Origin of the sequence: Neptunicoccus sediminis (assembly GCF_001719615.1) — a bacterium.
Lineage (GTDB): Bacteria > Pseudomonadota > Alphaproteobacteria > Rhodobacterales > Rhodobacteraceae > Amylibacter > Amylibacter sediminis.
Genome location: NZ_MDVX01000017.1, coordinates 67,045 through 92,988, shown reverse-complemented (window position 1 = coordinate 92,988; position 25,944 = coordinate 67,045). Strand labels below are relative to the sequence as shown.

Below are 25,944 nucleotides of genomic sequence, written 5' to 3'. Positions count from 1 at the left end.
GGCGGCAAAGAAAACAAGAAAGGAGATGCCAGCATTGACCACAACATGACCGCTGAGACATAAACAAGGGTGGGTCAAATCTCGGTGAAAATACCGGGTCACTTCTCAACGGAAATCAACACATCGGTGCGACCAAATCAGGCGAGAACGTTTGAGCAATTCTAGGTACCGTCATCACGTTGACGCAGTTCTTTTCCGTGCGGCTAATGTCCTAGATCTCTTTTAAGACTTTAACGATCTGATCATCCATCCACATCCAATCACCATAGAGCCCGATGTGTATCTTGCGCATCCGTGGTAATATCTCATCTTTGCGTTCTTCAAGAGTGGTTTCGAATGTCTTACATTAGATGTGCGCGAACACAGTCATGGAAGTGATGTCGTGATATTTATGATAGTCGAAGTAGTCAGGACGCCAGATTGTGCTTGCGCCGCGTGCGCTCGAACAACGCTTCAACGCCGCCAGCCTCGACTGCCGATTTGTAACGGTAGAATGTGTCGCGCGACATGCCCTTAACTTGGCAAGCCTTCGACGCATTACCCAATTCCTCGGCCAAGCTTAGAAGACCGGTTTTATGTTTGATGGTCTTGTCAGTAGAATTTACTTTTTGTGGATTCCTTATTTGATGATTCGGTTCCCGCCACCATCAAAAAGAACAGCCAACATTTCGTTTATGAGATGCGCCGCGCGATCTCGCACAAGGCCGTTGTCACCCCAGCCCCTTAAAGCGAAGAAGCCTTCAGTCCGAGAGGGCCGGTTTTACCCCGACGAGTGGGGACTGCGCCATCCAGTCTTGCGCTGTGTTTATTAAATGCCTCGGCCCATCCAAAAAGATTGATTTGGCTTCAACCGCGTTCCGCACGTCCGTATCCCCCAACCACAGGGCTATCAAGTTTGCTAGCGTCGCCGTGAGGTACACATCAACCTCATGGCCCGGGTCGGTGGGGCACAGATCAACTGATACGGCATTCGCAATTACCCACCACGTATTAAGATCGGTACGGTCGGAAATTTGCACAAGGATCACCGTGTCTCCATCCGGCAAGCCTTCGGTATTCAGTGTGCGATGGAAATCCCACATGAACCCACCAACATCGCAATCCTGCGCTGCGATACTGCGTTTGCGCCACCGCATTCCCCAGATGGCCATATATTCGACAATTGGTCCAAGCTCTCGCCCCGAACGCGTCAGTTTATAGTCTGCTATTTGAGTGGTCGGCGCCGATTTCCGGATAATAATCTCTGCTGCTTCCAAGGTTTTAAGCCGTTTGCTCAGGATCGAAGGAGACATGCGCGGGATCGCTTTTTGAAAACCGCCAAAACGCGTTGTACCCAGAAACATTTCGCGCAAAAGTAGCAGAGTCCATTTGTCCCCCAAAATTTCGGCAGAGGCCATCGCCGGACACAAGCTGCCCGAAACGTTCTTTGAGTTGCTGTCCATCAGTCAAGCCTACAGCGAAAAAGGGCAACTTGACTACTACGGATTGCGTAGTGGTTTGATACGGATTGCGAAGTATCCCCCGTTGCACGATGCGCGCACCATATGACCAAGTCCGGTTTTCTGAGAGATTTCTTATCGAAAGGGGTTTGGCATGGGCCGCTCATTAACATTTATCTACGGCATCGTCGTCTACGTTATTTTTCTGGCGACGTTCCTCTATTCCATCGGCTTTGTCGGAAATGTGCTGGTGCCAAAATCAATCGATTCCGGCGCGCAAGGACCAATCGCCTCTTCGCTGATTATCAATCTGGTATTGCTGTCTGTCTTTGCTCTTCAGCACAGCATTATGGCGCGTCCAGCATTCAAACGACTCTGGACTACAGTTATCCCGCAAGCTGCCGAACGTAGTACGTATATACTCATGACAAGCGGTGCCCTGATTATGATTTTCGCGTTCTGGCAGCCGCTTCCGGCGGTTGTATGGGACGTCAGAAATACGGTCCTCGGCACAGCATTGACCGGTCTTTTTTGGGGCGGCTGGCTGGTCGTTTTGGCCTCAACCTTCATGATTGATCACTTTGATCTGTTTGGGCTGAAACAAGTTTGCGCAAACTTAAAAAAGCGCCAACCAATCCAACTGGGATTTATGGAAGTCGGGCTTTACCGTTTCATGCGCCATCCAATCATGACCGGATTTCTGATCGCCTTTTGGACCGCGCCGACCATGACCGTCGGTCATCTTTTGTTTACGCTCGTGACCTCAGGATACATCGTCATCGCGGTGTTACGTCTTGAGGAAAGGGATCTGATTGCCCAGTTCGGTGAGGATTACATCACATATCAAAACAAGGTTCCTGCATTTCTTCCGAGATTTGGGCGGGGGGCGGCCAAATGACATTGGATCCTAAACATCTGCACCACATTCAGTCTTTCACAAATGTTAAACCACCACGCATTCTCGACCGGCAACTCCCATTGCGAAAGCGTTATCATAGTAAACCTGAAGCAGCTTGGGTGTACGATCATGCAAAAACAGTTGATGCCCAAGCTCCCGCAAACCATCCGCTCCACGGGCATGTGGTTTGCGGCGAAGGCATTCCGGTGGACATCCCAGTGTCCGTCCACAAAGCTGTGGGTGGCGAAAGCGACTTTCCATGTCCAGGCGAAATTCTGGCCGCGGCCTTGGCCAGTTGTCTTGATACAGCCATCCGCATGATTGCTAACCTTAAAGGCATAGAGTTGAGCCGCCTCGAAGTTCAGGTCAGCCTGGGAGCCGACGTTCGCGGAGCGTTGATGACAGGTGACAATGTGCCGGTCGGATTTCAAACGACCCACTTGAAGGTTGAACTGAACACAGAGTGCGAGAACTCAAAACCGCACCTAAACGCACTGATTGACGCGGCAGAGCGAAGCTGTGTCATCCTGCAAACCTTACGCGCTCCACCAACCCTGGAAATTGAACGCAGCTTCAGTGTTTCAAGTGTTGGAAACGTCACCTCGAGCTGAACAATTGTTGTCTTCGAAAGCGGAATACCAAGACAAATGCGACAAATGTCCAAAATTCGCAACATTGCACCCGACTACACACCAAAACACTGAAGAATTCACCGTTACCGCCAATGCATGATTAAGGCCGTCCGAGAAAGGACGCGTATGGGTCACGGGCTAAAATGTGTCAGCATTTCATCAACCGCGAAGAGTAAGATAAAATTGTAGATGCTTTTTGTATCTGACGCATTCCAACTAAGAAAAATTATCCGTTATAGCCTTGACGATATGACCGCCGGAGGCATTTGAACTTCCCTGCGCCATAACAAGGCGCGGGGGCTGGCAATTCTTTACGCCTTAGGGCAAAACACGGTGGAAAATCAGATTTCCACGCGAGGGCAGACCTATGATTCCGTATCGTTCAAGAACTTCCACCCACGGTCGCAACATGGCAGGGGCCCGCGGGCTCTGGCGGGCGACGGGGATGACGGATGACGATTTCGGCAAGCCGATCATTGCGGTTGTTAACTCTTTTACCCAGTTCGTGCCCGGTCACGTGCACCTCAAAGACCTTGGCGGTCTGGTAGCTGAGGAAATCCATGCAGCCGGTGGTGTGGCCAAGGAATTCAACACCATTGCCGTTGATGACGGTATTGCAATGGGCCATGACGGAATGCTTTATTCCCTGCCCAGCCGCGAGGTTATCGCGGACAGTGTCGAATACATGGTTAACGCCCATTGCGCGGATGCGATGGTTTGTATCTCCAACTGTGACAAGATCACACCGGGTATGATGATGGCGGCGCTGCGGCTGGATATTCCTGTGGTGTTTGTATCCGGTGGACCGATGGAGGCCGGTAAGGTCGATATCGACGGGGAGTTGCAGGCGATTGATCTGGTGGATGCGATGATGCAGGCCGCCAACCCCGACCGCACCGACGAAGAAGTCCTTGCGATTGAGGAAAGCGCCTGTCCGACCTGTGGGTCCTGTTCCGGTATGTTCACTGCGAACTCTATGAACTGTCTGGCCGAGGCGCTGGGTCTGGCGCTGCCGGGCAACGGGTCGACGCTGGCCACACACTCCGACCGCGAGATGCTGTTCCGCAAGGCAGGCCGCCGGATTGTGGAACTGACCAAAGATTACTACGTGAACGGCAATAAAGCTGTCTCTGCACGGGGGATCGCGACCAAAGCCTCTTTTGAAAATGCCATGCGTATGGACATTACAATGGGCGGGTCCACCAATACTATTCTGCACCTTCTGGCGATGGCGCAAGAGGCGGAAGTGGACTTTACCGTAGACGACATTGACCGTCTGTCCCGCAACACGCCGTGTCTGTGCAAGGTCGCACCAGCGGTTGCCAATGTGCACATGGAAGATGTGCACCGTGCGGGCGGTATTTTCGCGCTTCTGGGAGAAATGAACCGTGCGGGGATGCTCGACACCTCTGTTGGCACCATTCACGAACCGACCCTTGGCGATGCGATTGCCAAATGGGACGTGCGCACCACCAATGATGATTCCGTGCGCGAGTTGTTCCTCGCCGCGCCCGGTGGCGTACGCACCACCAAAGCGTTTTCCCAATCCCGCCGCTATAAGGAACTGGATCTGGACCGCGAGAACGGCGTGATCCGCGAAGTCGCCCACGCCCATTCCCAAGAGGGCGGTCTTGCGGTTCTGTTCGGCAATCTCAGTCAGGAAGGCTGCGTGGTGAAAACCGCCGGTGTGGATGAGAGCATTCTGAAGTTTGAAGGCCGCGCAGTAGTGTGTGAATCCCAAGAGGAAGCCTGTAACCGCATTCTTGGCAAAGAGGTCAAGGAAGGCGATGTTGTTGTGATCCGCTATGAAGGGCCACGGGGCGGGCCGGGGATGCAGGAGATGCTGTACCCGACAACGTACCTCAAATCCATGAAGCTCGGCAAAGCCTGTGCGCTGATCACTGACGGACGCTTTTCAGGCGGAACGTCCGGTCTGTCGATCGGGCACGTTTCCCCCGAAGCCGGCGAGGGCGGCAATATCGCGCTGGTCGAAGAAGGCGATATCATCGAGATCGACATCCCCAACCGCAGCATGAATGTGAAACTGAGCGACGCGCAACTGGCAGAGCGTCGGGCTGCGATGGAAGCGCGGGAAAATCCCTGGGCGCCGGCAGAGCCGCGCAAGCGCAAGGTGAGCCGGGCGCTGCGGGTCTATGCGGCGAATGTAGGCAATGCCTCGCAAGGGGCGGTGCGTCTGGAACCGTAAGGGTTTTGAGTATTTGAAGAACATTGAAGCCCCGCTGGTGTGATGTCAGCGGGGCTTTTTCTGTCTAGGCGGCTGGCATGGATTTTTCGATGATCCGTGCCCAGAGCGAACAGCCTGCGGGAATAACCTCGTCGTTGAAGTTGTATTCTGGGTGGTGGACCATTGCGCCGTCACCGTTGCCTACAAGGATATAGGCGCCGGGGCGGGATTCCAGCATGAAGGCGAAATCCTCGCCGCCCATTGTGGGTTCCATATCGGTGTTGACGTTGTAATCACCCGCTACGTCCCTCGCGACTTCGGCCATGAATTCGGTTTGCGCGTCATGGTTCACCATCACCGGATAGTTGCGCTGGTAGTTCACTTTGGCGGTGGCGCCAAAGGCTGCGGCGGTGTTTTCCGCGATGCGTTTGATCTGCTCTTCGGCCATATCCCGCATGGCGGGCGAAAGGGTGCGCACGGTGCCGCGCAGTTCCACCCGTTCGGGGATCACGTTGAAGGCTTTGCTTTCGGTTTCAAAGCTGGTGACAGAGACCACCACCGATTCCAGCGGATCGGCCACCCTTGAGGCGATGGTTTGCAGCGCGATCACGATATGGGACGCGACCACTGTGGTATCGATTCCGTCATGGGGCTTGGCCGCATGTGCGCCTTTGCCGGTCACTTCGATGTCGATCAGATCGGCCGCAGCAAAGAAAGAGCCGGAGCGGATGGCAAAAGCGCCTGTGGCAAGGCCGGGCCAGTTGTGCATGCCGTAGACTTCCTGAATGCCGAAATCTTCCATAATGCCTTCCTCGACCATTTCGCGCCCGCCGCCGCCGCCTTCTTCGGCAGGTTGGAAGATCACGACGGCGGTGCCGTCGAAATTGCGGGTTTCGCACAGGTATTGCGCCGCGCCGAGCAGCATGGCGGTGTGTCCGTCATGGCCGCAAGCGTGCATTTTGCCTTCGGTCTTGGAGGCATAGTCAAGGCCCGTTGCCTCATAGATGGGCAGCGCATCCATGTCGGCGCGCAGGCCGATCACCTTGCCGGATGTGTTCTGTTTGCCTTTGATAACAGCCACGACTCCGGTCTGGCCGATGCCGGTCTTCACTTCGTCGCAGCCCCATTCCCGCAGTTTGTCCGCAACGATGCCGGCTGTGCGGTGGCAGTCGAATTGCAGTTCGGGATGTTCGTGCAGATCCCGCCGGATCGCGGTGATGTCTGCATGGGTTTCGGCAAATCGGTTGATCAGTGGCATGGGTGTTTCCTTATGATAGTGCGTCAATCAGATCGCGCATGAACTGCGTTCCCTGATCGAGCTGGTCGATTGTGATGTATTCGTCGGCCTGATGGGCCTGTTCGATTGAACCCGGGCCGCAGATGACGGTGGAGATGCCTTCGGCCTGAAAATGTCCCGCCTCTGTGCCATAGCTGACCACATTGTCGGAGTTATCCCCTGTGAGGCGACGGGCGAGCGCCTCGGCCTTGCCGTTTTCTTCCGGTTTCAGGCCGGGCATGTCGTATTGTCGGGTGATTTTGATGCCCGCTTCGGGGCGGACGCTTTTGATTTTAGCCTCCAGATCGGCGGCAAAGGCGCGGTAGGCGGCTTCGGCTTTGATCGGGTCTTCTGCAGGAAGCAGGCGGAAATCATTGATGAAGCGACAGGTTTTCGCGGTGATATTGCCAGCGGTTCCGCCTTCGATGATGCCCACATGATAGGTGGAAAACGGCGGCTCGAATATGCAGTCGGGATCGCTGTTGTCCACGGCCTGCGCGTTTCTGGCGTTGTGCCATTCCACCAGCGTGGCAGCGGTCATGATTGCAGAGACGCCTTTGTGCGCAAGGGAGGAATGGACCTCATAGCCGGTCACTTCGGTTTCAAAGCCGATGCTGCCCTTATGCCCTGTCACCACTTTCATCAAAGACGGTTCCCCGACGATGCAGATCTCCGCCTTTGGCATCTTGCCCGCCAGTTCCTTGACCATCGGGATGACACCTTCACAGCCGACTTCTTCATCATAGCTGAGCGCGAGTTGGATCGGGGTGGTTAGTCCGGCGGCCAGCATTCGGGGCACATGGGCCAGCGCAATCGCGAGAAAACCTTTCATGTCGCAACTGCCACGGCCAAACAGCTTACCGTCTTTTTCCGTCAGGGTAAAAGGGTCGCTGGACCAGTTCTGCCCTTCGACGGGCACCACATCCGTATGCCCCGACAGGATCACGCCACCGGGCGTTTGCGGGCCGATGTGGGCGTATAGGTTCGCCTTGTCGCGGGTTTCATTATAAACCCGCGTGCTCTCTACCCCGTGGGCGCTGAGATATTGTTCGACGAATGCGATCAGTTCGAGATTGGAGCGGTGCGAGACCGTATCAAACCCCACCAGTTTTTCCAGCATTTCGCGGGGTGTATAGGTGTCAGCCATCTTCAGACCATCCTGTTTGGAATGGCCGGAGTGTGGGAAGACAGGGGCAGGGCGTCAAGCGCAAATCCGCCCTGTTTTCCCCAAGGGCAAGCCATCGGCAAAACAGGTTGTTTGCAGGTCTTTGAGAAAAAACGTTGTGTGATAGGAATTTATCGGTTTAGTCTTTGCCATGGTCTGTCGGCCGGAGACCGATTCCGGCGTAAAATCGTATCAGGAGAAGCTGTTGCAAAACCTCTGTTTGGTTTGTTCCCCTCTAAGTGATCAATCAAAACGACTGCCGGTTTTGGCGAATTCAGCCCCTGTGAGCTTTGCATCCAGCGCTTGTCGGGCGCAGGCTGGCGCAGCTTCTCAGACCTAAAACACAACAATTGGGAGTTAAGTGACTATGAAATTTCAATCATTGACCGTTGGCAGCGTACTGGCGCTTTCGATGGCAACCATGGGTCAGGCAGAGCGCGGCTCTGACGGCCATGTGAACGTGATCTACTGGCAGGCTCCGTCTATTCTGAACCCCTATCTCTCCGCAGGGACCAAAGACGTGGAAGCCTCTTCGCTGGTGATCGAGCCTCTGGGCCGCTATGATCAGGACGGTGCGCTGGTGCCCTATCTGGTTGACGAAATTCCCACAGTTGCCAATGGCGGTGTGAGCGAGGATCTCACGTCTATCACATGGAAGCTGAAAGAGGGTTTGAAGTGGTCGGACGGCACACCGGTCACATCGGCGGATGTGAAATTCACGGCGGATTACTGTATGCACCCTGAAGGGGGTTGCGCGCAGGCGTCTTTCTTTGATGGTGTTGTGTCGGTTGAAGCCATTGACGAGCTGACAACCAAAGTCACCTTCAACCAGCCCAAACCGAACCCTTATGGTCCGTTTATGGGCGGTCAGTCTCCGATCCTGCAAGCGGCGCAATTTGCCGATTGTCTCGGGGCGAAGGCACCGGAATGTACCGAGGCAAACTTCAACCCCATCGGCACCGGCCCTTTTCGTGTGACGGATTTCCGCCCCAATGACGTGATCCAGATGGAAGCCAACCCGCATTACCGCGATGCGGCAAAACCGGCCTTTGCGACGCTGACCCTGAAGGGCGGCGGTGATGCGGCGGCTGCGGGTCGTGCGGTTATGGAAACCGGAGAGTTCGACTATGCGTGGAACCTGCAACTTGCACCGGACGTGATTGCCAAGATGGCAGAAGGCGGCAAGGGCAAGCCGATTGCAGCCTTTGGTTCGCTGGTGGAACGTCTGGAAATGAACCTGACCGATCCATCGCCGGAACTGGATGCGGACACCCGCTCTACCACCAAGGCGCCACACCCGATCCTGTCGGATCTGAAAGTACGCAAGGCGCTGTCTATGGCGATCGACCGCGAATTGCTGGTTGAAGTGGGCTATGGTCAGGCCGGTCGTCCGACCTGTAACCTTGTTCCTGCGCCAAAGGTTTTCGCATCCCCGAACACCGACTGTATGACGCAAGACATCGAAGGCGCGAAAGCCCTGCTGGAAGAAGCCGGCTGGACCGACACAGACGGTGACGGTGTACGGGACAAGGACGGTAAGAAGCTGGCGCTTTTGTACCAGACATCCACGAACGCCGTGCGTCAGGACTTTCAGGCGCTGATCAAACAGTGGTGGTCCGAAATCGGTGTTGAAACCGAGTTGCGCAACATTGATGCCTCTGTGTTCTTCGGCGGTGATCCGGGTTCCCCTGATACCTTCCAGAAGTTCTATGCAGATGTGGAAATGTATGCCAACAACTTCAACGGCACAGACCCGCAGCAGTATCTTGCGGCGTATCGTTGTGGCGGCGAACCCAAACCCGAAAGCCAGTGGCAGGGTGAAAACATCAACCGCTTCTGTGATCCGGCCTATGATGCGCTGATCGACAAGCTGGCCAATACCGGCGATCTGAACGAGCGTGGCAAGATCGGCATCCAGATGAACGAGATGCTGACCAAAGATACATATACAATTGTACCTCTGGTGGATCGTGGCCGTGTTTCCGCCCATTCCAATACTTTGGGTGGCGTTGTGCTGAACACTTGGGACAGCGAGCTGTGGAACGCAGCCGACTGGCACCGCACAGAGTAAACCGCATAACCGGCCCTGCACCTTCTGGTGCGGGGCCTCTATCCGGTTGCACGGCAAAGACATAAACCGAGGCGTTCATGCTCACATACACGATCCGTCGTCTGCTTTTTTCTATCCCGACCCTTCTGTTTATTTCTTTGATCATATTTTTACTTCTGGAACTCGCGCCCGGTGATCCGATGGCGCAGGTGCCCCTGACGGTGCCCCCGGACGTGAAACAGAAAATGCGCGAGGCACTCGGTCTCGGAGAGCCGTTGCACATCCGGTATGTCAAATGGCTGATCCAGTTCTTCTGGGTCGAACCGCAGGTTTTTGTTGACTGGCTGACACGGGACACTTGGTTGCTCGGCTGGCTGCCGGACACCAGTTTTTCCGAAGGAAAACTGCGGGTGATTAGTTGGCAGACCCGTTCGCCAGTGATGGATATTGTGATCCAGCGCATTCCCCAGACGCTTTGGGTGGTGGGGCTGGCCTATGTGGTCGGTATCCTGATTGCGCTGCCGATTGGCATCTATTCCGCCTACCGTCAGTATTCGATCTTCGATCAGGCGGGGACGTTTGTCACCATGATCGGCTTTTCGATCCCGCCGTTTTTCACCGGCCCGCTGCTGATTGTAGTCTTTGCGGTTGGTCTGGGCTGGTTCCCGTCGATCTATGACACCACCCATGTGGTGCGGGACTGGGCCTCGTTCAAAATCCAGCTTCAGCAGATGATCATGCCGGTGATGGTGCTGGCGCTGCAAACCACAGCACAGATCAGTCGGTTTATGCGCTCTTCCATGCTCGACAATCTCAATCAGGATTATGTGCGCACCGCGCGGGCCAAAGGGTTAAAGGAAAGCGTGGTTGTGATGGTGCATGTGCTGCGCAATTCCATGATTCCGGTGGTCACGGTGATTGCGCTCGGCATCCCGTCGATTTTCGGCGGGGCCATCATCACCGAGAACGTGTTCAAGGTGAACGGGGTGGGGCAGTTGCTGCTGACAGCCCTGTTTGCCAATGACCTGCCGATGGTGCAGACGCTGACCTTTATCTTTGCGCTACTGATTGTGGTGTTCAACCTGATTGCCGATATTCTCTACGGCCTGCTAGACCCGAGGATCCGCTATGACTGAACAAACCGCGACCCCGAAGTCATTCGAGCCGGTCCCGACCGCGCCGCCCCGCAGTCAGTGGGCCGATGTGTGGCGACAGTTCCGACGGCACAAAGGCGCACTGTTCGGCGGTGGCTTTCTGGTGTTTATCACGCTTGCTGTGCTGGTCGGGCCCTATCTATGGACAGTGGACCCGCAAAAGCTGAACATCCGTTTCAAGGATATCCGTCCGATTTATACGGCGCTTTGGGACGGGGATGCCAAGGTGAACTGGGCGCATCCGCTGGGATCGGACAATCTGGGCCGCGATATTCTGGCGAATCTTTTGTCGGGGGGGCGGGCCTCTATGGCGGTGGGCTGGGCAGCGATGCTGATCTCGGTTGTGATCGGTACAGTGATCGGCGTGGTGGCCGGTTTTTTCAAGCGGCTGGACGGGTTGTTCATGCGCTTTACCGATCTGGTTTTGTCCCTGCCGATCCTGCCCCTGCTGCTGGTGGCTGTGACCCTCTTCCGCCAGCCCCTGCGCAAGAACTTTGGCCCAGAAACAGGTATGTTCATACTGATCGTGGCCATCATCGGCATCACAAGCTGGATGCAAACCGCGCGGATTGTGCGCGGTGAGGTGCTGGCGCTGAAAGAGCGGGAGTTTATTCTGGCGGCCCGTTCCATCGGGACGAAGCCCTTCAAGATTATTACCCGCCACCTGCTGCCAAATGTGCTCTCTCCGATTATGGTGTCTGCCACGCTGGGTCTGGCCACGGCAATCATCACCGAAAGTGCGCTGTCTTTCCTTGGGGTGGGCTTTCCGTCGGATTTCCCCACATGGGGTAAACTGCTGTCTGATGCGGTGCCGCGGATGGAGGAATTCCCCGAACGTGTCGTGCTGCCCGGCCTGATGATTTCCCTGACGGTGCTGTCGGTGAACTATATCGGTGACGGGTTGAGAGACGCGCTCGACCCGCGTATTCGCGGGCGTTAGGGGATGAGTATTTCGGGAACATTGAAGCCGGATGTATGCGTCACAATTTGATCATCATTGTTCGTGAAAACGTCTCAAATTAGTCTATCTGGCGCCGCCTTGCTCTGGGATATTTGATTTGGATGCGGCAATTCCCGTGTCCGAACCTGTAGAGTTGAGGTGTATAATATGAGTAATTCTCCCCTACGTCTGGAACGAGAGATGATGACCAGTGTTGTTGTCAGTGCTTCGGAAACAGCGTCAGAGCGTGTCTACGCTCTGGTTGGAAGCCCGATCCCCACGGTGATGACGCGGTTGCGTCACACGCCGTTGCGGTTTTCTCTTACGGCACAGCCCAAGCGCAAGATCCGCGTCGCGGCCTGATGCCTGTCCAATCATGCAACAGAGCGCGGGCCAATCGGCCCGCGTTTGTCGTTTTAGGCGTCCTTGTTTTTCTGCGCCCGTTCGCGCTGGGCGATATAAAGGGTTGAGGCGACAATGATCGACGCGCCCACAAGGGTCGGTCCGTCGATGGTTTCTGAAAAGAAAAGGTAGCCCGCAGTGCCGATAAAGACGAGCCGCAGGTAGGTGATCGGCGTCAGTAGCGCGGCATCGGCGTAGCGGTACGCCTCAATATCGGCAATGCCACGCACTGATCCGGTGATCACCAGCGCGGCGAGCGCGAACCATGTGAATGTCATATCCGGCAGCGTGAACACCGGCGCGGCGATTGGCACCGAAAGCACAGCCATAATCGCAGTGGAGGAGAGATAGGTGGACATCGGTCCGTCTGCATTGGCCAGATTGCGCGACATGGTGAGCGCCATTGCAAAGGTCAGGGAGCTTAGAATCGCGGTGATCAGGCCGATTTCCTGCGCATCGACGCCCGGTCGCAGAATAATCAGCACCCCTGCAAACCCTGCGCAGATCGCCCCGATCCGGCGGGGGCCAATGGTTTCTTTATGGATAAACACGGCCAGAACCGTCGCGAAAATCGGCGCGGTAAAGAACAGGACCGTGGTTGTGGCCAGTGGGACAGTGGCGATGGTGTAAAAGCCGAAATGGGTTGAGGCGGTGATCAGCACGCCCCGTATGATATGGGCCATCGGCTGGGAAAAGCGGATTTTCTGGCGGATGTGAGAGGATGCTGCCAGCAGCGCCAGCAGCACGGCCACCGTCATCACGCCCCGCATCAGCACAACAACGCGGCTGTCCAGTTCCAGCGAGGCATAGCGGGCGGCGATTGTCATGGCCGAGGATGAAAGCACCGAGAGCATCATCCATTTTAACCCGCGCCAGTTGTCTTTGCTTTTTCCGGCGGACACCGGCATGGGGGAGGGGCCGGGGCCGATAATAAAATTGTTGCGATTGCTCATGAAAGGTCTTTCGGTTCTTCGGGCATTTCCTGATCTGGATCAAGGCGCGCCGGAGGGCGTCGTCGTAAAGCCGCTGTGACAGACCTAGACTCTTGGCGCGAGGGGTGCAATGACCTCTGCCCAAAGACTGCGGGTCGGCTGGACTGGAAGGATGCTGAAGAATGGCAATGGAAGAAAACAAGACACGGGCCGCCGATTGGTTTTCCGCCCTTAGGGATGAAATCGTCGCCGCCTTCGAGGGGCTGGAAGATACGCAGGTCAGTGGTCCCTTTGCGGATAGGCCCGCCGGACGGTTCGAACTGCGCAAGACGGAACGGGACGGCGGCAAGGGCGGCGGCGGGTTGATGTCCGTGATGCGGGGCGGTCGGGTGTTTGAGAAAGTCGGGGTGAATATCTCTACCGTGCACGGGCAGCTTGGAGAGCGGGCGCAAATGGCGATGGCCTCGCGCCCCGGAATGGCGGGGATGGCGGAAGATCCGTCTTTCTGGGCATCGGGTATTTCGCTGGTGGCCCACATGCAAAACCCGCAGACTCCGGCGGTTCATATGAACACGCGGATGTTCTGGACGCCCCACGGCTGGTGGTTCGGGGGCGGGGCCGATTTGAACCCGTGCCTTGAATATGCCGAAGATACGGCGGCGTTTCACGCAGCCCTGAAAGCCCGCTGCGATCTGCATGATGCCGCGTATTATCCGCGCTTCAAGGAATGGGCGGACCGCTATTTCTACATCCCCCACCGCAAACGGGCGCGGGGGGTTGGCGGCATCTTTTATGATGATCTGAACACCGGTGACTGGGAAGCGGATTTTGCCTTTACGCAGGACGTGGGCCGCGCCTTTCTGGAGGCTTTTCTGCCGGTCACGGAAAAGCGGCGCAATGACGGGTGGTCTGATGCCGACAAAGAGGCGCAACTGGTCCATCGCGGGCTCTATGCGGAATACAATCTTGTCTATGATCGCGGCACGAAATTCGGGCTGGAAACAGGGCATGATCCCGATGCGGTCCTGATGAGCCTGCCGCCCATGGCCAAGTGGATCTGAACCAAATGACTTGCGGCGTTGCTGACAGGCGGCGTCGGCAGGATTTGGATATTTGGACCAAAAAGAGCGCAGGGCTGTCTTTCTGGCTGGCAGGACTTTAACCGCCGCCGGTTTCACCCTATGTCTTTGCCATGAGAAAATATATTCCCGGGCTGAAAAGCCATCCTGTCGTTTCTGTGGTGCGTCTGTCCGGCGTGATTGGTGGCTCTTCCCGATTGGGCGGCAGCGGCCTGAGCGATGCCGGCGTTGCGCCGCTGCTGGAAAAAGCCTTTCGCAAGGGAAATCCCGAGGCGGTTGCGCTGGTGATCAACTCTCCCGGTGGGTCGCCGGTGCAATCCTCGTTGATCGGTGCGCGGATCCGGCGGCTTGCGGCAGAAACCGATACCAAGGTTTATGCTTTTTGTGAGGATGTGGCGGCCTCCGGCGGGTATTGGCTCGCTTGTGCTGCGGATGAAATCTATGTGGATGCCTCTTCGATTGTGGGGTCCATCGGGGTGATCTCTGCATCCTTCGGGTTTAGCGGATTGCTTGAAAAGCACGGTGTAGAGCGTCGCGTTCACACAGCGGGTGAGGATAAATCCATGCTGGACCCGTTCCGCCCCGAACGGGAAGAGGATGTGGAACGGTTAAAAGACCTGCAACGGGTGATCCACGGCAATTTTATCGACCACGTCAAAGCGCGGCGCGGTGGAAAACTGTCGGGCGACGATCTGTTCACGGGTGAAATCTGGGTCGGTCAGAAGGCGGTTGAGGTCGGGCTGGTGGACGGGGTCGCCCATCCGGTGCCATTCCTGAAGGAACGGTTTGGCGATAAGGTGAAGTTCAACGTTCAGGGCCAGCGCAAATCTCTGTTGCAGCGGTTTGGTTTGGCAGCAGCGGCGCAGGATGTGCTGGGCCGTGTTGAGGATCAGACGCTCTGGTCCCGTTACGGGGTGCAGGGATGATCAAGGTCGTCACGCTCTTTCTGGTGTTTATTCTGGTGCTGGCCATGTTCGGGCGTCTGCGGATGCCCAAATTGCCGAAATCGCTGAAACGCAAGGGGGTGCAGGCCGGTGTGAAATGTAAATCCTGCGGGCGGTATTCCCTGGCAGGTGAGAAATGCCCCTGCGGTGGCACAGGAGGAAAGACATGATCTATCGGGCGGCGCTGGTGACGGGGGGCGCGCGGCGTTTGGGCCGTGCTATGGTTCTGGCCCTCGCAGAGCGGGGCGTGGATGTTGCCGTGCATTATGCCGGCTCTGCGCAGGAAGCCGAAGAAACCGTGGCCGAGGCGCAGGCTTTGGGGGTGAAGGCAGTTGCGCTACAGGCGGACCTGTTGGAACTGGAAGATACCCAGAAGTTGATTCCCCGCGCGGTAGAGGCTCTGGGGCAACCTTTGGATGTGCTGATCAATAATGCGTCTGTTTTTGAATACGACCGCATAGAGAGCGCCACGCCCGAAGGCTGGGACCGGCATATGAATTCCAACCTGCGCGCGCCTTTCTTTCTGACGCAGGCCTTTGCCGAACAAGCCCCCGAAGCGCGTAAGGTTGAAAACGGCGAGATGATTGCGACCAGTGCTGTGATCAACATGGTAGATCAAAGGGTTCGCAAGCTGACGCCGGAATTTATGACCTATACGCTGGCAAAGATGGGGCTGTGGGCTTTCACCCAGACTGCGGCCCGCGGACTGGCGCCGGCGGTGCGGGTCAATGCCATCGGACCGGGGCCGACCATGATCGGGGAACGGCAGAGCGATTCCCATTTTGCCAACCAGCGGCAGAACACTGTTTTACAGCGGGGCTCCAATCCGGAAGAGATCGTCGCGGCAATGAACTACCTGCTGGATAGTCCGGCCACCACAGGGCAGTTGCTGTGCGTTGACGGGGGGCAGCACTTAGGGTGGCAAACCCCGGATATTCAGGGCTTTGCGGGGGCAATCAGTGAAAATTCCAGTTGACTTCACAGGTTTTGTCCACCGGAACGCGGAATATTAAATTCGGGTAACAAATTTGTTAACGATTACAGGAATTTGCCCCGCGACAAAGTATTTTTCGTTTAAAATCAATGGGTGCAGAGGTTGCCTATTTATTGAGCAAACCGTCGAAACCTGCTGAAACAAAGGGAAAATGCCCAATGCTCAGGAGTTATCCGCAGAGTTATCCACAGGTATCGTGGACAAAGAAAACCTTGTTAAGCTTTGCTGTTCGGTGCAGCCAGCAGGGGAATCAGGCATAAGAGTGTGATGACAGACACATCCAAAGACAGATTGCCCGAAGAAGAAGGGCAGGCCGGCGAAAATACCCCGACCGGCGCGAAGGTGATTCAGGGCTATCTAAAGACGCTGGACAACAGTCCGGGGGTTTACCGGATGCTCGATCAGAAGGGGGATGTGCTATATGTGGGGAAGGCGCGCAATCTGAAGAAGCGTGTTTCCAACTATGCGCAGGGGCGCGGGCATTCTGCACGCATCGGACGGATGATCGCGGCAACGGCTGCGATGATGTTCCTGACCACCCGCACGGAAACCGAAGCGCTGCTGCTGGAACAGAATCTGATCAAGCAGCTTAAGCCGCGCTACAACGTATTGTTGCGGGATGACAAAAGCTTTCCGAATATTCTGGTGACAAAGGATCACGACTATCCACAGATCACCAAACACCGTGGCGCAAAGACGGAAAAGGGCGATTACTACGGCCCCTTTGCCAGCGCCGGTTCTGTCAACCGTACGTTGAATCAGTTGCAAAAGATCTTTTTGCTGCGGAATTGTTCGGATTCCATGTTTGCCAGCCGCACGCGGCCCTGCCTGCAATATCAGATCGCCCGTTGTTCCGCCCCCTGTGTCGGGCATATCAGCAAAGCGGATTATGCAGAATTGGTGCGCGATGCCAGCCGGTTCTTGCAGGGCAGTTCCACGTCGGTTCAGGAAACGCTGGCCAAGGACATGGCAAAGGCCAGTGCCGCGATGGAGTTTGAGCGGGCGGCCGCGCTGCGGGATCGTATCCGCGCGCTGACGCAGGTGCAGCAGACCCAAGGCATCAACCCGCAAGGGGTGGCCGAGGCGGATATTGTCGCCCTTCATATGGAGGGGGGGCAGGCCTGTGTGCAGGTGTTCTTTATTCGCGCCAATCAGAACTGGGGCAACCGCGCCTATTTCCCGCGCACCGGATCGGGCGCAGGCGGGGCAGAAGTGCTGGAGGCGTTTCTGGGGCAATTCTACAGCAACAAGACGCCGCCCCGTCTGGTTCTCTTGTCCGAAGCGATTGAGAACCGCGATCTGATGGAGCAACTGCTCAGCGACAAGCTGGAGCGGCGGGTGGAGGTTTCCGTCCCGCAACGGGGCGAGAAATCCGAACTGGTGGCCGGTGCGCTGCGCAATGCACGGGAATCGCTGGCGCGCAAGATGGCCGAGACCGCGACACAGGTGAAACTGCTGGAAGGGCTGGCCGCAGCCTTTGATCTGGACGGACCGCTGCGCCGTGTCGAGGTTTACGACAACTCCCACATTCAGGGCAGCGACGCTGTTGGCGGCATGGTGGTGGCGGGGCCGGAGGGATTTATCAAATCCGCCTACCGCAAGTTCAACATCAAGGACACCAATCTGACGCCGGGGGATGACTTTGGCATGATGAAAGAGGTGCTGACCCGCCGGTTCAAGCGATTGTTAAAGGAGGATCCGGACCGGAAATCGGAAAACTGGCCGGATCTTGTCCTGATCGACGGCGGTGCGGGGCAGGTGTCTGCCGTGGCCGAGATCATGGGAGAGTTGGGTATCGACGATGTGCCCTTCATCGGTGTGGCCAAAGGCACTGACAGGGATGCGGGCAAGGAGGAATTCTACCGCCCCGGACAGCGTCCCTTTGCGCTGCGCTTTAACGATCCGGTGCTCTATTTTGTGCAGCGCCTGCGGGACGAGGTGCACCGTTTTGCCATTGGCACCCACCGCGCCAAGCGCACAAAGGCGACTTTCGCCAATCCGCTGGATGAAGTGCCGGGGGTCGGGGCCTCGCGCAAACGTGCATTGCTGACCCATTTTGGCAGTGCCAAAGCAGTCTCTCGCGCCGATCTTGCCGATTTGAAGGCGGTTGACGGGATTTCCAGCGCTCTGGCGCAGGTGATTTATGACTTCTTCCATGACAAAGGCTAAGGCATTGGCTACATCTTCGAGTGGAACCGTTGAAGTGATTTGGAAGGGCTTGTGATGCAGTGGAACATCCCCAATACGTTGACTGTCATGCGCCTTTTCGCGGCGCCCGGTGTGGCGATCATGTTTTTATATTTCCAGCGGCCTCTGGCGGACTGGTTCGCGCTGGTGCTGTTCGTGTCCGCAGCGATTACTGACTTCTTTGACGGCTACCTTGCGCGGCTCTGGAAACAAGAAAGCAAGTTCGGTGCCATGCTGGACCCGATTGCGGATAAGGCGATGGTGGTGATTGCGCTTGTAGTGATCGTTGCCCTGTCTACAGCGGACAAGCTGGTGATGGACCCGTGGATCCTGCTGCCCGCGACGATTATCCTGTTCCGAGAGGTCTTCGTGTCCGGTCTGCGGGAATTCGTCGGCGCGTCGATGGGATCACTGCCGGTGACGAACCTTGCGAAATACAAGACCACCGTGCAGATGATCGCAATCGCGGTGCTGTTCGCGAAAGGTGTGTTCGAGCATTATTACCTGAACCTGATACAAGGCATGGATGCAGAGATTTACAACGGAGTGATGGACGGTTCCATTGAAGATGTGAATGGCGTGCTGTCCTATTGGACCGTAATGAATTCAACTTGGACTGTGGGCGTGGGGCTGTTGTGGATTGCCGCTGTGCTGACCGCTGTGACGGGCTGGGATTACTTCTCCAAGGCGCGTCCCCATTTGGTGGAGCCGGGCCGATGAAACTGGATGTGGTCTATTTTGCGTGGGTGCGCGAGCGTATCGGCTTGCCGCGCGAAACCGTTGAAACCGAGGCTGCAACCGTGGCCGAGCTGGTGGCGGAATTGCGCGCGCGGGAGGATCGCTATGATCTGGCTTTCAGCGATGTGTCAGCGGTACGTGTGGCACTGGATCAAAGCCTGTCGGATTTTGATGCGCCCCTGACCGGCGTGCGCGAAATTGCCTTTTTCCCACCTATGACGGGGGGGTAAGCAATGGTTGTACGGGTGCAATTGGAGGATTTCGATCTCGGGCAGGAGTTGGACCGTTTGCGGGCAGGGCGCACGGACATCGGTGCACTGGTCAGTTTTACAGGGCTAGTGCGCGATGATACCGGCAATCTGACGGCGCTGGAACTGGAACATTACCCTGGTATGACCGAGGCCGCACTGGCAGAGATTGAAGCCGAGGCCCAGCGGCGCTGGGCGCTGAATGACAGTCTGATCATTCACCGCTATGGCCCCCTGAAACCCGGTGAGCAGATTATGATGGTGGCGGCCGCCGCCCCCCATCGCAAGGCGGCTTTTGAAGCGGCGGATTATCTGATGGATTTCCTTAAGTCCCGCGCTCCGTTCTGGAAAAAGGAACACGGGGTGGAGGGGGCCAAATGGGTGGAAGCCAAAGAGGACGACGAGGCTGCGCTGAAACGTTGGTAGCGGTGTAGACTGGTCGGACTGCGCCGGTGGTTGTCGCGGTTATGAGTATTTCAGGAACATTGAAACGGGGCGGAGTGCCTATTTTTGCGACTGGATTGCGTCCAGTTGGGCCTGCAATTCGCCTGCTTCGCGCCGCGCCGCGCCAAGACCTTCCATAGCGGCAGAGAGCTCCGCTTCGGATTGGGTCAATTGGTTGGTCAATTCCCATTCCCGCTGCTGGATGTAGGTCATGGCCTGATCGCGGGCTTCTTCGGCTTCGTGCAACCGGTTGGCCAGATCGTCGATTTCTGTGACATTCACCGAATTTACGCTGTTCAGGCGGCCATAGGCCCAGCGGAACGCCCAACCGGCGACAAAGGTTAACAGCAGGACAATCGCAATTGTAACGATCAGTTCTGTTCTATTCATCGGTTTCTTCCTCGGTGGCCGGTTCTTCCGGTGTGTCTTCTGTGATCAGGCGGAACCAGATCCGGCGGTTGGCGGCGCGGCCTTCCTCGGAGCTGTTGTCTGCAATTGGTTGGTCTTCGCCGTAACCTCTTGCCGTTAGGACCCCGATGAGCACACGGCGGGCGAGCAGACCGTTCAGTACCGCTTCGGCCCGTTGCTGGCTGAGGTCGCGGTTCATTTCGGCGCCGCCCTGACTGTCGGTGTGGCCTTCGATTTCAAACGGCGCGTCGGGGCATTCCTTGATGATGTCTGCTATGGCATCCAGTACGCCCTGACTTTCGGCCTCGATCGAGGTGGAGGAGGGGGCAAAGACGATCTGCTGGTCGATCAGAACCGCACGGATCTGTGCCTCGCACTGGCGGTGATCAAGGGTGGAGGCTTTGGGGATCAGCTTGGGGTCGTGTTTGACCGAGATTGTGTATTTGTCGCCTTCACCGATACGCTCTGCGAACAAGCCGCTGAGGTCCGATGTGATGTCGGGGTTTGCACTGATGCCGCGGATTGTCAGCTTTTCGGGCTGCACCACAACAGAGCCGTGGTGCATGTCGGACAACCCTTCCAGTCCGGCCAGAACGCGGCCCGGCCAGCCGTCAGGCAGTTCGGGGTCGATGCGGGTTCTGTTGTCTACATTGTCTGATCCGAACAGAGAGCGGGCAAAGGCGCCAACGCTTTGTTTGGCAAGGGCGCTCTGGATACGGCCGCGCAGTTGCAACCGCCCTTCAGGGCTGAGTGTGGCGATGAATTCGGGCAGCTCGGCTGTGGTTTCCGCCCCGTCTTCGAGGATTTTCGGTGGCAGGATGGCGTGCAGGGAAAAGAGTTCGGGCAGGGCGTTTTCAAGGCTGCCAACCACCGTGTCAAAACGGCTCTGGCTGATGTTTTCATGTGCCACCAAAGAGATGTCGCTGTCTGCCACGGAAAGGACGCCGCCGCCAAGTTCTTTCAGGGCGCGCACGCTTTGGATGATTGCCTGATCCCATTCGGTGGTCGGCACGCCAAGGCCCACGTCACAGGTCAGGGTGTCAATGGCGCCAGCCGCCCGCACCGCACGCAGGATACGATCCCTAGAAGCCGTGGTGTCCGCCGAGCAGCTTTGCAGTTCCAGCCCGTCCTCCTCCATGCGCACGCGAAAGCGGAACGGAGAAATCACGGGGCGCGGGGCAGTGATGTCCATCAGCAGGACCACCCCTTCGGGTTTTGCCTCACGCACGGCTTTTTCTACGCGGCGCTGTTCTTCGTGGGATTCGGTTACGGCGGTGATGCGCACGCTATCGGGCGTGACAGAGATTTTGGAGCGGGGCAGTTGTTCAAGGCTCGAGAGGCCGAAATCCAGATTGCGCGCCCAGCCCGAGGGCACGCGGTGTTCGGTGCTTTCCAGCATATCGGTGACTGTGCCGCCATCGGCAATCTTGGCCGCGCGGTCCAGAATAAAGCTGCGTCCGACCCGTTCGGGGATCAGACCGATCAGGGAAATCCGGTCCACATTGCGCAGCATTTCCAGCGAGAAGCGGGGTTCTACAATCTCGGAGGATTGCAAAACTGTAGTGCGGTCCGAAATCCGGTTGGCGTCAATCACCTGTCCCATGATCTCAATCGCTTGCAGGCGGGCGGCTTCGTCAGGGGCCAGACCCGTCAGATGAACCACAAGACCGTCGGGGCGGATCGTGGCCCAGTTCTGGCCCGATGCCCGCAGCGCGGTATCCACCTGTTCCTGTGTTGTGCTTTCAATATAATCTGCCGCACGGTTGCCCAGAAAGAGAGACCCCGCCGCAACCAGAATGAATCCGATTGCAGAAAACAGTAGTGCGGTACGATGCATTCAAAACCCCGGTGCCGGTTTGGCGTTACGGGTTTGATGTAAATGAACACGGGCGCGGGTTCAAGCTAGCTCAGCAGGACCGCCAGTGCCCAGAACAGAACAGGGATCAATCCGGCCTCGCGGTTGGCGCGGAACAGCCGCAGGCAAATCTGGGTGTCGTCTATGTCAAGCCGCCGCAACTGCATGGTCAGATGGGCGCCAAACCCCCAGATGCCAAGGAAAACCATGAGAAAAACAAGCGGATCAGGCAGCAGTTGCGCCATTGCTGCGGGGGTGATGACCGCCAGCAGCAGCAGCGTCATGGCGGCCACCTGAAAGATGAACAGCCAGCGCGGGGTATTATCGGCAAAAAGCCGCGCAGTGGACTTCACCCCGATCAGCGCGTCGTCCTCCTTGTCCTGATGGGCGTAGATCGTGTCGTAGAACAGCGTCCAACAGATTCCCGCAAGGTAGAGCAGCACAGGCGTGATCGAGAGCGACCCGCTATGCGCCCCCCACATCAGCAATGCGCCCCAGTTGAACGCCAGCCCGAGGAAAATCTGCGGCCACCATGTAAAGCGTTTTGCGAAGGGGTAAATCGCAACAGGCGCCAGCGCCACAATGCCAAGGAAGATGGCAAATCCGTTGTAGGTCAGCAGGATGCCAAAGGCCAAAAGCGCCTGCACCACCATCCAGACCGCCGCCTGTCTGGTCGTCACCTGACCTGATGGCAGCGGACGGGAGCGGGTGCGCTCTACCGCGCCGTCGATGTTGCGGTCGGCAATGTCGTTCCATGTGCATCCCGCGCCCCGCATCAGGAAGGCGCCCATTGCGCAGCTTATCGCCAGCCAGCCGTCGAACGGGCGTAATCCGGCCGGATCAAGCAGAATCGCCAGCAGCAATCCCCACCAGCAGGGCAGCAGCAACAGCCATGTTCCCGCAGGGCGGTCCGCACGGGAAAGGCGCAGATAGGGACGGGACCAGCGGGGGCAGAAACGGTCTACCCAGTTCAGGTCCGTGGCATCGGCCACACGGCCGCCATCATCTGGCAGATCGGGGCGTGGTGGCTCTGGCGTCTGGTGCGGATCGGTCATAAACTGGGCCTATGGATAAGACAGCGAAAATCAGGCTCTATGTAGACGCGGAGTTGGGCGCGGGGCAACCCGTTGCAGTGACGAAGGATCAGGCACATTATCTGTTCGGGGTGATGCGGCTGAAAACCGGCGCGATGGTGGCCTTGTTCAACGGGCGTGACGGCGAATGGCAGGCCGAAGTGATCGTCGCCAACAAGCGCAACGCGGTGCTGGAGTGCCGCAGCCAGAGCAAACCCTTGCAGATGCCCCCCGATCTGTGGCTGTTGTTTGCGCCGATCAAAAAGGCGCGCACGGATTTTATCGTGGAAAAAGCCGCCGAGATGGGCGCGGCGCGGATTTGTCCGGTGGTGACAGAGTTCACCCAGTCCGAACGGATGCGGCAGGACCGATTGCAGGCCCATGCGGTTGAGGCTGCCGAGCAATGCGGCGGAACTTATGTGCCGGAAGTGGCGGATCTGATGAAACTGGACAAGGTGCTGGCGGATTGGCCTGCCGACCGGCAGTTGCTGTTTTGCGATGAAACACGGGTCGGGGAACCGGCCACGGACCTTGCCAGCTTGCCCGCTGGCCCTTGGGCGATCCTGATCGGGCCGGAGGGCGGGTTTTCCCCGTCTGAAGTCGCGCATCTGCGCGGGTTGGCGTTTTCCCATTCCATCAGCCTGGGGCCACGCATCTTGCGGGCGGATACGGCGGCAGTGGCAGCTTTGGCGTTGTGGCAGCGGGCCTTGGGGGATTGGGTATGAATTTCATCCGCCCCGAAGTGCGTGCAGGCTTCTGGCGCTGGCGCGAGGTGCTGATCACCGGCGCCTTGGTGATCTACGGCGTGTATCTGCTGGGGCGGGGTATCGAACGCTCCAGCGTCACGCTTACAGGGTTGGGGGCGGTGATCACGGGGCTATGCGCGGTCCTGTTGTTCTGGGCGATTTTGCGGGCAAAACTTTATAAACCTGTTTCGGCCGCTGGTGTGGTTGAGGTGAAAGAGCGCGAAGTCGGGTATCTTTCCCCCGATGGCGGGGCTTATGTCTCGCTTGATAATCTCACACGGCTGGAGATTGTCACCAGCGACAAAGGGCCCGCAAAGGATGATGTTGTCTGGGTTTTGACCCATCTGGGGGGAGACCCTTTGTCTATCCCCGCCTCTGCACAGGGCAGTGATCTGCTGTTTGATGCCTTTGCTGCCCTTAAGGGAGTAAATTTCGAAGAAGCGGTACGCGCTATGGGCAGCACAGAAAACGCCCGGTTCCTGATCTGGGAAAAAAGGGTTTTACACTAAACCTGTGGGGCTTTGGGGTCCTTCAACTGCGGTTTTTGGGTAAATCCGGCGGGGTTTATTCCGGATTGTGGGACAGTCCTTCACAACTTCCTGCCTTGACACCCCCTGCCATCCGTTTCAGGTCTAATTTAACTTATGTTTCGGAGATCATCCATGTCTATCCCCCAGTCCGGTGGCGGCACCATCGAACACCACGACCAATTGGCGCAATATTTGTCTGACGGGTGTAAACCCAAATCGGACTGGCGCATTGGGACTGAACACGAAAAATTCGGCTATGACACGGCCAAATTGCTGCCTCTACCCTATGAGGGCGCTTGCGGCATCAAGACCATGCTGGAAGGGCTGCGCGATGCCTTTGGCTGGTCGCCGGTGGAAGAAGCGGGCAAGATCATCGGGCTGGAAAAAGACGGCGCAAATATCTCGCTTGAACCCGGGGGGCAGTTGGAGCTTTCGGGGGCGCCGCTGGAGACAATCCACGAAACCTGCGACGAGGTGAACGAGCACCTTAAAGAAGTGCAACAGATCGCGGATAAAATGGGTGCAGGGTTTATCGGTTTGGGGGCGGCCCCGATCTGGACCCACGAACAGATGCCCCTGATGCCAAAGGGCCGTTACAAGCTGATGGACGCCTATATGGACACCGTTGGCACCCACGGCACGCAGATGATGCGCCGGACCTGTACCGTGCAGGTGAACCTCGATTTCGCATCCGAAGCGGATATGGTGCAAAAATTCCGCGTTGGTCTGGCGCTGCAACCTGTGGCAACGGCGCTGTTTGCCAATTCCCCTTTCTTTGAGGGGAAGGAAAACGGGCATAAGTCATGGCGCTCGCGCGTGTGGCGGGGTCTTGATGATGCCCGCACAGGCATGTTGCCCTTCGTCTTTGAAGAGGGCATGGGATTTGAGCGATATGTGCAATATGCGCTCGATGTGCCGATGTATTTTGTCTACCGCGACGGCAAGTATCTGGACGCGCTGGGCATGTCCTTCCGTGATTTCCTGAAAGGCGAACTGGCGGCGCTTCCCGGTGAGAAACCGACGCTGGGCGACTGGGCAGACCATCTGACCACCTGTTTTCCGGAGGTGCGCATCAAGAAGTTTATGGAAATGCGCGGGGCGGATGGCGGCCCGTGGCGGCGGATTTGTGCGCTTCCGGCCTATTGGGTCGGGTTGATGTACGATCAGGGTGCGCTCGATGCGGCGTGGGATTTGTGCAAGAACTGGGACGCCGAAACCCGCCAAGCCCTGCGCGTTGCAGCCAGCGTTGACGGGATTGGGGCCGAGGTGAACGGCATCAAAATGGCCGATCTCGCGCGGGAAACCGTGGCGATCTCCAAGACTGGACTGGCAGCCCGTGCCCGATCAGGGGCGGGCGGGATGGTCCCGGATGAGACCCATTTCCTGAACGCACTGGAAGAAGTCGTGGCCACCGGCCATTCCCCCGCTTGCGAGTTGCTGGAAAAATACCGCGGTGAATGGGATGGCGATCTTTCACGAATTTATGCTGAATACAGCTATTAAAACGTAAGGATATATTTACGATTTGCAGATAAAACTGTCCCGGCACCGTGTCGGTTCATGTGGCGTGTGGCGGGACAGGGTCTGATCCCGCCTGCGCGGACAGATCTGAAAACAGGTGTGCA

At 57.2% G+C, this 25,944-nt stretch carries 25 protein-coding genes and 1 pseudogene; 18 read left to right on the top strand and 8 right to left on the bottom strand.

Features of this window, described 5'->3' with window-relative positions; translation table 11 throughout:
* Positions 1–416: 416 nt before the first annotated feature.
* Positions 417–623: pseudogene (locus BFV97_RS15725) on the bottom strand (helix-turn-helix domain-containing protein); the annotation flags it as partial.
* Between the two features lie 117 nt (positions 624–740).
* Positions 741–1,442, bottom strand: coding sequence for a winged helix-turn-helix transcriptional regulator (locus BFV97_RS15720; RefSeq protein ID WP_069301346.1), 702 nt, complete (start codon positions 1,440–1,442; stop codon positions 741–743).
* 151 nt (positions 1,443–1,593) lie between these two features.
* Here BFV97_RS15720 and mddA point away from each other — a divergent pair, with 151 nt between their 5' ends.
* The 3 genes from mddA (at position 1,594) to ilvD (ending at position 5,175) form a co-directional block, all read left to right on the top strand.
* On the top strand, positions 1,594–2,337 hold the full coding sequence (gene mddA / locus BFV97_RS15715; protein ID WP_069301345.1) for a methanethiol S-methyltransferase: 744 nt from the start codon (positions 1,594–1,596) through the stop codon (positions 2,335–2,337).
* On the top strand, positions 2,334–2,948 hold the full coding sequence (locus BFV97_RS15710; RefSeq protein WP_083225685.1) for an OsmC family protein: 615 nt from the start codon (positions 2,334–2,336) through the stop codon (positions 2,946–2,948). The genes mddA and BFV97_RS15710 overlap by 4 nt, the downstream gene beginning before the upstream one ends.
* 388 nt (positions 2,949–3,336) lie before the next feature.
* Positions 3,337–5,175, top strand: coding sequence for a dihydroxy-acid dehydratase (gene ilvD, locus BFV97_RS15705; protein ID WP_069301344.1), 1,839 nt, complete (start codon positions 3,337–3,339; stop codon positions 5,173–5,175).
* A gap of 64 nt (positions 5,176–5,239) precedes the next feature.
* Here the strand turns inward: ilvD and BFV97_RS15700 are convergent, their stop codons facing one another.
* Together BFV97_RS15700 and argE are read right to left on the bottom strand one after the other, a co-directional pair.
* Positions 5,240–6,412, bottom strand: coding sequence for a M20 aminoacylase family protein (locus BFV97_RS15700; protein ID WP_069301343.1), 1,173 nt, complete (start codon positions 6,410–6,412; stop codon positions 5,240–5,242).
* A 10-nt stretch (positions 6,413–6,422) separates the two neighbouring features.
* On the bottom strand, positions 6,423–7,577 hold the full coding sequence (gene argE / locus BFV97_RS15695) for an acetylornithine deacetylase (protein WP_069301342.1): 1,155 nt from the start codon (positions 7,575–7,577) through the stop codon (positions 6,423–6,425).
* Positions 7,578–7,962: 385 nt separating this feature from the next.
* Between argE and BFV97_RS15690 the strand changes: the two genes are divergently transcribed.
* The 4 genes from BFV97_RS15690 (at position 7,963) to BFV97_RS18805 (ending at position 12,102) form a co-directional block, all read left to right on the top strand.
* Positions 7,963–9,666 carry a peptide ABC transporter substrate-binding protein gene (locus BFV97_RS15690; protein WP_069301341.1) on the top strand — a complete coding sequence of 568 codons (1,704 nt, stop codon included), beginning with the start codon at positions 7,963–7,965 and terminating at the stop codon, positions 9,664–9,666.
* A gap of 77 nt (positions 9,667–9,743) precedes the next feature.
* Positions 9,744–10,781: an ABC transporter permease gene (locus tag BFV97_RS15685; protein WP_069301340.1), complete on the top strand. Its 1,038-nt coding sequence runs from the start codon at positions 9,744–9,746 to the stop codon at positions 10,779–10,781.
* Positions 10,774–11,739 carry an ABC transporter permease gene (locus BFV97_RS15680; protein WP_069301339.1) on the top strand — a complete coding sequence of 322 codons (966 nt, stop codon included), beginning with the start codon at positions 10,774–10,776 and terminating at the stop codon, positions 11,737–11,739. The genes BFV97_RS15685 and BFV97_RS15680 overlap by 8 nt, the downstream gene beginning before the upstream one ends.
* 168 nt (positions 11,740–11,907) lie before the next feature.
* Entirely contained in the window at positions 11,908–12,102 is a 195-nt protein-coding gene (locus tag BFV97_RS18805) for a hypothetical protein (protein ID WP_157888348.1), read from the top strand.
* A gap of 53 nt (positions 12,103–12,155) precedes the next feature.
* On the opposite strand, the gene BFV97_RS15675 is transcribed toward BFV97_RS18805, so the two are convergent.
* Positions 12,156–13,094 carry a DMT family transporter gene (locus BFV97_RS15675; RefSeq protein WP_083225684.1) on the bottom strand — a complete coding sequence of 313 codons (939 nt, stop codon included), beginning with the start codon at positions 13,092–13,094 and terminating at the stop codon, positions 12,156–12,158.
* A gap of 161 nt (positions 13,095–13,255) precedes the next feature.
* Between BFV97_RS15675 and hemF the strand changes: the two genes are divergently transcribed.
* The 8 genes from hemF (at position 13,256) to BFV97_RS15635 (ending at position 19,689) form a co-directional block, all read left to right on the top strand.
* The gene (gene hemF / locus BFV97_RS15670; RefSeq protein WP_069301338.1) at positions 13,256–14,134 is read left to right on the top strand and encodes an oxygen-dependent coproporphyrinogen oxidase; all 879 of its coding nucleotides are present in this window, start codon (positions 13,256–13,258) and stop codon (positions 14,132–14,134) included.
* Between the two features lie 131 nt (positions 14,135–14,265).
* On the top strand, positions 14,266–15,078 hold the full coding sequence (locus BFV97_RS15665) for a S49 family peptidase (protein ID WP_069301337.1): 813 nt from the start codon (positions 14,266–14,268) through the stop codon (positions 15,076–15,078).
* On the top strand, positions 15,075–15,266 hold the full coding sequence (locus BFV97_RS15660; protein ID WP_069301336.1) for a hypothetical protein: 192 nt from the start codon (positions 15,075–15,077) through the stop codon (positions 15,264–15,266). Before BFV97_RS15665 ends, BFV97_RS15660 begins: the two co-directional genes overlap by 4 nt.
* On the top strand, positions 15,263–16,072 hold the full coding sequence (locus tag BFV97_RS15655) for an SDR family oxidoreductase (protein WP_069301335.1): 810 nt from the start codon (positions 15,263–15,265) through the stop codon (positions 16,070–16,072). Before BFV97_RS15660 ends, BFV97_RS15655 begins: the two co-directional genes overlap by 4 nt.
* 285 nt (positions 16,073–16,357) lie before the next feature.
* Positions 16,358–18,259 (top strand): excinuclease ABC subunit UvrC, encoded by a 1,902-nt coding sequence (uvrC, locus tag BFV97_RS15650; RefSeq protein ID WP_069301334.1) that lies wholly within the window; start codon positions 16,358–16,360, stop codon positions 18,257–18,259.
* A 54-nt stretch (positions 18,260–18,313) separates the two neighbouring features.
* Entirely contained in the window at positions 18,314–18,997 is a 684-nt protein-coding gene (gene pgsA, locus BFV97_RS15645; protein WP_069301333.1) for a CDP-diacylglycerol--glycerol-3-phosphate 3-phosphatidyltransferase, read from the top strand.
* Positions 18,994–19,245 carry a molybdopterin converting factor subunit 1 gene (moaD, locus tag BFV97_RS15640; RefSeq protein WP_108721706.1) on the top strand — a complete coding sequence of 84 codons (252 nt, stop codon included), beginning with the start codon at positions 18,994–18,996 and terminating at the stop codon, positions 19,243–19,245. The genes pgsA and moaD overlap by 4 nt, the downstream gene beginning before the upstream one ends.
* 3 nt (positions 19,246–19,248) lie before the next feature.
* A complete protein-coding gene (locus tag BFV97_RS15635) occupies positions 19,249–19,689 on the top strand; it encodes a molybdenum cofactor biosynthesis protein MoaE (protein WP_069301332.1) in 441 nt (146 codons plus the stop codon).
* 78 nt (positions 19,690–19,767) lie between these two features.
* Here the strand turns inward: BFV97_RS15635 and BFV97_RS15630 are convergent, their stop codons facing one another.
* The 3 genes from BFV97_RS15630 to ubiA form a co-directional block, all read right to left on the bottom strand.
* Positions 19,768–20,097 carry a hypothetical protein gene (locus BFV97_RS15630; protein WP_069301331.1) on the bottom strand — a complete coding sequence of 110 codons (330 nt, stop codon included), beginning with the start codon at positions 20,095–20,097 and terminating at the stop codon, positions 19,768–19,770.
* Positions 20,090–21,952 carry an OmpA family protein gene (locus BFV97_RS15625; RefSeq protein WP_069301330.1) on the bottom strand — a complete coding sequence of 621 codons (1,863 nt, stop codon included), beginning with the start codon at positions 21,950–21,952 and terminating at the stop codon, positions 20,090–20,092. Before BFV97_RS15625 ends, BFV97_RS15630 begins: the two co-directional genes overlap by 8 nt.
* Before the next feature lie 65 nt (positions 21,953–22,017).
* Positions 22,018–23,025 carry a 4-hydroxybenzoate octaprenyltransferase gene (gene ubiA, locus BFV97_RS15620; RefSeq protein WP_069301329.1) on the bottom strand — a complete coding sequence of 336 codons (1,008 nt, stop codon included), beginning with the start codon at positions 23,023–23,025 and terminating at the stop codon, positions 22,018–22,020.
* Positions 23,026–23,036: 11 nt separating this feature from the next.
* Here ubiA and BFV97_RS15615 point away from each other — a divergent pair, with 11 nt between their 5' ends.
* From BFV97_RS15615 to BFV97_RS15605, 3 genes are all read left to right on the top strand, one after another.
* Positions 23,037–23,768, top strand: coding sequence for a 16S rRNA (uracil(1498)-N(3))-methyltransferase (locus tag BFV97_RS15615; RefSeq protein WP_069301328.1), 732 nt, complete (start codon positions 23,037–23,039; stop codon positions 23,766–23,768).
* Positions 23,765–24,298 (top strand): hypothetical protein, encoded by a 534-nt coding sequence (locus BFV97_RS15610; RefSeq protein WP_069301327.1) that lies wholly within the window; start codon positions 23,765–23,767, stop codon positions 24,296–24,298. Before BFV97_RS15615 ends, BFV97_RS15610 begins: the two co-directional genes overlap by 4 nt.
* Before the next feature lie 153 nt (positions 24,299–24,451).
* Entirely contained in the window at positions 24,452–25,822 is a 1,371-nt protein-coding gene (locus BFV97_RS15605; RefSeq protein ID WP_069301326.1) for a glutamate--cysteine ligase, read from the top strand.
* Positions 25,823–25,944 lie beyond the last annotated feature (122 nt).